Source organism: Arthrobacter terrae (genome assembly GCF_015708085.1).
GTDB lineage: Bacteria > Actinomycetota > Actinomycetes > Actinomycetales > Micrococcaceae > Arthrobacter_M > Arthrobacter_M terrae.
The window spans coordinates 1-5824 of the sequence record NZ_JADNYM010000047.1 but is presented as its reverse complement, the minus strand read 5'-3'; the positions used below and the strand labels follow the sequence as shown (position 1 = coordinate 5824).

Below are 5824 nucleotides of genomic sequence, written 5' to 3'. Positions count from 1 at the left end.
AATGGTTGTCCGGCGGTGTCCTACTCTCCCACACCCTCACGAGTGCAGTACCATCGGCGCTGTGGGCCTTAGCTTCCGGGTTCGGAATGGGACCGGGCGTTTCCCCCACGCTATGACCGCCGTAACTCTTTCTCCGCTCCGGCCCGGGACCGGTGTCAGAACCTTTTGTGGGGGTCCTGTACCGGTGTGGGTCGGGGGAAACTTGTGGGTTACAACTAACACTATTCAATTACGGTGTTGTTGTGTTGCCCCGATTGTGGTGGGGGTTGTTGGTTGGGAACCATATAGTGGACGCGGGCATTCTTTATCTTTTCCTTTTACCATGGTGGTGAAGCGTTTGAAGTCGCTTTACCGGTAAAAGGGTGTGGTGTAAGTCATCGGCCTATTAGTACCGGTCAGCTTCACGGGTCTTTAGTCCCCGCTTCCACGTCCGGCCTATCAACCCAGTGGTCTGGCTGGGGGCCTCTCACACCCGGAGGTGTCTGGAAATCTCATCTCGAAGCGAGCTTCCCGCTTAGATGCTTTCAGCGGTTATCCCATCCGAACGTAGCTAATCAGCGATGCACTTGGCAGTACAACTGACACACCAGAGGTTCGTCCGTCCCGGTCCTCTCGTACTAAGGACAGCCCTTCTCAAATTTCCTGCGCGCGCAGCGGATAGGGACCGAACTGTCTCACGACGTTCTAAACCCAGCTCGCGTACCGCTTTAATGGGCGAACAGCCCAACCCTTGGGACCTACTCCAGCCCCAGGATGCGACGAGCCGACATCGAGGTGCCAAACCATGCCGTCGATATGGACTCTTGGGCAAGATCAGCCTGTTATCCCCGAGGTACCTTTTATCCGTTGAGCGACGGCCATTCCACAATGTGCCGCCGGATCACTAGTCCCGACTTTCGTCCCTGCTCGAGATGTCTCTCTCACAGTCAAGCTCCCTTGTGCACTTACACTCGACACCTGATTGCCAACCAGGCTGAGGGAACCTTTGGGCGCCTCCGTTACTCTTTAGGAGGCAACCGCCCCAGTTAAACTACCCATCAGGCACTGTCCCTGACCCGGATTACGGGCCGAAGTTAGATGTCCAAAGTGACCAGAGTGGTATTTCAACGATGACTCCACCATAACTAGCGTCACGGCTTCACAGTCTCCCACCTATCCTACACAAGCCACTGCGAACACCAATACCAAACTATAGTAAAGGTCTCGGGGTCTTTCCGTCCTGCTGCGCGTAACGAGCATCTTTACTCGTACTGCAATTTCGCCGAGTTTATGGTTGAGACAGCGGGGAAGTCGTTACTCCATTCGTGCAGGTCGGAACTTACCCGACAAGGAATTTCGCTACCTTAGGATGGTTATAGTTACCACCGCCGTTTACTGGGGCTTAAATTCTCAGCTTCGCCCGTAAGGGCTAACCGGTCCTCTTAACCTTCCAGCACCGGGCAGGAGTCAGTCCGTATACATCGTCTTGCGACTTCGCACGGACCTGTGTTTTTAGTAAACAGTCGCTTCCCCCTGGTCTCTGCGGCCCACACCCGCTCACGGACAGCAAGTGTCCTTCACGAGGCAGGCCCCCCTTCTCCCGAAGTTACGGGGGCATTTTGCCGAGTTCCTTAACCATAATTCTCTCGATCGCCTTAGTATTCTCTACCTGATCACCTGTGTCGGTTTGGGGTACGGGCGGCTAAAACCTCGCGCCGATGCTTTTCTAGGCAGCATAGGATCACCAAATTCCCCCTCACGGGGGTCCCGTCAGATCTCAGACCCGGTATCAAAACCAGGGCCACGGATTTACCTATGACCCGCCCTACATCCTTAGACCGGGACAACCATCGCCCGGCTTGGCTACCTTCCTGCGTCACACCTGTTAATACGCTTACCTCCCCCGATCGGGTCCCGCGCTCGGCCAAAAACCGGCCCCGCCACAAGGGCGGGCGGTCAGGCTCCGGGCGGTTAGCATCACGGAATCAGTATTGGCGGTTTTTCACCGGTACGGGAATATCAACCCGTTGTCCATCGACTACGCCTGTCGGCCTCGCCTTAGGTCCCGACTTACCCAGGGCAGATTAGCTTGACCCTGGAACCCTTGATCATTCGGCGGACGGGTTTCTCACCCGTCTTTCGCTACTCATGCCTGCATTCTCACTCGTGTAGGCTCCACCACTGGTTTACACCGCGACTTCACTGCCCACACGACGCTCCCCTACCCATCCACACCCCTGAACCAAGAGAACACGTCCCCGGCTTGGGTAATATATGAATGCCACAACTTCGGCGGTGTACTTGAGCCCCGCTACATTGTCGGCGCGGAATCACTTGACCAGTGAGCTATTACGCACTCTTTTAAGGATGGCTGCTTCTAAGCCAACCTCCTGGTTGTCTTCGCAATCCCACATCCTTTCCCACTTAGCACACGCTTAGGGGCCTTAGTTGGTGGTCTGGGCTGTTTCCCTCTCGACTATGAAGCTTATCCCCCACAGTCTCACTGCTGCGCTCTGACTTACCGGCATTCGGAGTTTGGCTGACGTCAGTAACCTTGTAGGGCCCATTAGCCATCCAGTCGCTCTACCTCCGGCAAGAAACACGCAACGCTGCACCTAAATGCATTTCGGGGAGAACCAGCTATCACGAAGTTTGATTGGCCTTTCACCCCTACCCACAGCTCATCCCCTCCATTTTCAACTGAAGTGGGTTCGGTCCTCCACGACGTCTTACAGTCGCTTCAACCTGGCCATGGGTAGATCACTTCGCTTCGGGTCTAGATCACGCCACTACACTCGCCCTATTCAGACTCGCTTTCGCTACGGCTTCCCCACACGGGTTAACCTCGCGACGTAACACTAACTCGCAGGCTCATTCTTCAAAAGGCACGCCGTCACCAGCATCAGACTGGCTCCGACGGTTTGTAGGCACACGGTTTCAGGTACTATTTCACTCCCCTCCCGGGGTACTTTTCACCTTTCCCTCACGGTACTTGTCCGCTATCGGTCATTAGGTAGTATTTAGGCTTATCAGGTGGTCCTGACAGATTCGCACGGGATTTCTCGGGCCCCGTACTACTTGGGATACTCTCCAGGCGGTGTAACAAACATTTCGGTTACGGGGCTCACACCCTCTACGGCCGGCCTTTCAAGACCGTTCACCTATGCCTACACTCTCACCCCACCAGTCCGGCAGAACCAGTACGGAAAGTCCCACAACCCCGACCATGCAACGCCCGCCGGCTATCAACACATGAACGGTTTAGCCTGATCCGCGTTCGCTCGCCACTACTAACGGAATCACTATTGTTTTCTCTTCCTGTGGGTACTGAGATGTTTCACTTCCCCACGTTCCCCCCACACAGCCTATGTGTTCAGCTGCAGGTCACCACGCAACCAAAAGGCCCATGGCGGGGTTTCCCCATTCGGACACCCTCGGATCACCGTTCGGTTATCAACTCCCCGAGGCTTATCGCAGATTCCTACGTCCTTCTTCGGCTCCTAATGCCAAGGCATCCACCGTGCGCCCTTAAAAACTTGACCACAAAAAATCAAAAAAACACTCAACTCATCGAGAAAACCATGAAAACAAGCCCACACAACACACCACCACCACCACCCCCGAAAGAGACAGCACCAGCAACACATCACGCGAACCCGATCCAGGTTCATAAACACTCAAAAGAAATTGCATTTCTTCATAAGATGCTCGCGTCCACTATATAGTTCTCAAACAACAACCCCACAACCCGCCAGACACCCACAACAGGCAACCAGCCAGACCAGGGAACACCAGAAACACCAGAACCCACACCCGCACCACCCGGACACAAAAACACGCCCGGACACCACGACCATGACCCTGTTGCCTCAAAACCCAATAGTGTGCCAACACAGGACCCCCACCACGACAGGGAACCAACAGACTTTCCACACCCCAACACCCCCAAAAGGAAGCGCCAGGACCGTACTCACCCACCAACCCCCCACCACAAACCGGCAGGAACCATTCCATCAATATTCCACCCATGAGCACCCGCCGTGGAACCTACGTCCACGAAACAGGCCTCCTGCAGACCCCCGCCCCGGCCACCAGGACCAGGACAACGAATCCGAGGCGCTCCTTAGAAAGGAGGTGATCCAGCCGCACCTTCCGGTACGGCTACCTTGTTACGACTTAGTCCCAATCGCCGGTCCCACCTTCGACAGCTCCCTCCCCACAAAGGGGGTTAGGCCACCGGCTTCGGGTGTTACCAACTTTCGTGACTTGACGGGCGGTGTGTACAAGGCCCGGGAACGTATTCACCGCAGCGTTGCTGATCTGCGATTACTAGCGACTCCGACTTCATGGGGTCGAGTTGCAGACCCCAATCCGAACTGAGACCGGCTTTTTGGGATTAGCTCCACCTCACAGTATCGCAACCCTTTGTACCGGCCATTGTAGCATGCGTGAAGCCCAAGACATAAGGGGCATGATGATTTGACGTCGTCCCCACCTTCCTCCGAGTTGACCCCGGCAGTCTCCTATGAGTCCCCGGCACTACCCGCTGGCAACATAGAACGAGGGTTGCGCTCGTTGCGGGACTTAACCCAACATCTCACGACACGAGCTGACGACAACCATGCACCACCTGTAAACCGACCGCAAGCGGGGCGACCATTTCTGGCCGTTACCGGTTCATGTCAAGCCTTGGTAAGGTTCTTCGCGTTGCATCGAATTAATCCGCATGCTCCGCCGCTTGTGCGGGCCCCCGTCAATTCCTTTGAGTTTTAGCCTTGCGGCCGTACTCCCCAGGCGGGGCACTTAATGCGTTAGCTACGGCGCGGAAAACGTGGAATGTCCCCCACACCTAGTGCCCAACGTTTACGGCATGGACTACCAGGGTATCTAATCCTGTTCGCTCCCCATGCTTTCGCTCCTCAGCGTCAGTTACAGCCCAGAGACCTGCCTTCGCCATCGGTGTTCCTCCTGATATCTGCGCATTTCACCGCTACACCAGGAATTCCAGTCTCCCCTACTGCACTCTAGTCTGCCCGTACCCACCGCAGATCCGGAGTTGAGCCCCGGACTTTCACGGCAGACGCGACAAACCGCCTACGAGCTCTTTACGCCCAATAATTCCGGATAACGCTTGCGCCCTACGTATTACCGCGGCTGCTGGCACGTAGTTAGCCGGCGCTTCTTCTGCAGGTACCCTCAACCAACCAAAGCCGGCCTTGTTCCCTACTGAAAGAGGTTTACAACCCGAAGGCCTTCATCCCTCACGCGGCGTCGCTGCATCAGGCTTGCGCCCATTGTGCAATATTCCCCACTGCTGCCTCCCGTAGGAGTCTGGGCCGTGTCTCAGTCCCAGTGTGGCCGGTCACCCTCTCAGGCCGGCTACCCGTCGTCGCCTTGGTAAGCCATTACCTCACCAACAAGCTGATAGGCCGCGAGTCCATCCAAAACCAATAAATCTTTCCACAACCCACCATGCGGCAGGAAGTAAATATCCGGTATTAGACCCCGTTTCCAAGGCTTATCCCAGAGTTAAGGGCAGGTTACTCACGTGTTACTCACCCGTTCGCCACTAATCCCCCCACAAGTGAGGTTCATCGTTCGACTTGCATGTGTTAAGCACGCCGCCAGCGTTCATCCTGAGCCAGGATCAAACTCTCCGTTGATGTAAATCACAGACACCACCACCACACCCGGAAAAAGGGTCATGACAGCAGCACTAAATTCGAAACCAGCCAAAAAAATTGTTACCCACCACAAACGCAGCAAACAACAACAATCTCAACCAATAAAAAAATCGGTATCGACAAAACTTGGCACACTATTGAGTTCTCAAACAACAGACGCA

At 55.3% G+C, this 5824-nt stretch carries 3 rRNA genes; all 3 read right to left on the bottom strand.

Features of this window, described 5'->3' with window-relative positions:
• Window positions 1-7: 7 nt before the first annotated feature.
• A 5S ribosomal RNA gene (gene rrf / locus IV500_RS21020) occupies window positions 8-124 on the bottom strand.
• Between the two features lie 240 nt (window positions 125-364).
• Window positions 365-3521: ribosomal RNA gene (locus tag IV500_RS21015) — 23S ribosomal RNA — on the bottom strand.
• 585 nt (window positions 3522-4106) lie between these two features.
• Window positions 4107-5642 (bottom strand): 16S ribosomal RNA (locus IV500_RS21010).
• Together the 16S, 23S and 5S rRNA genes form the textbook arrangement of a ribosomal RNA operon.
• Window positions 5643-5824 lie beyond the last annotated feature (182 nt).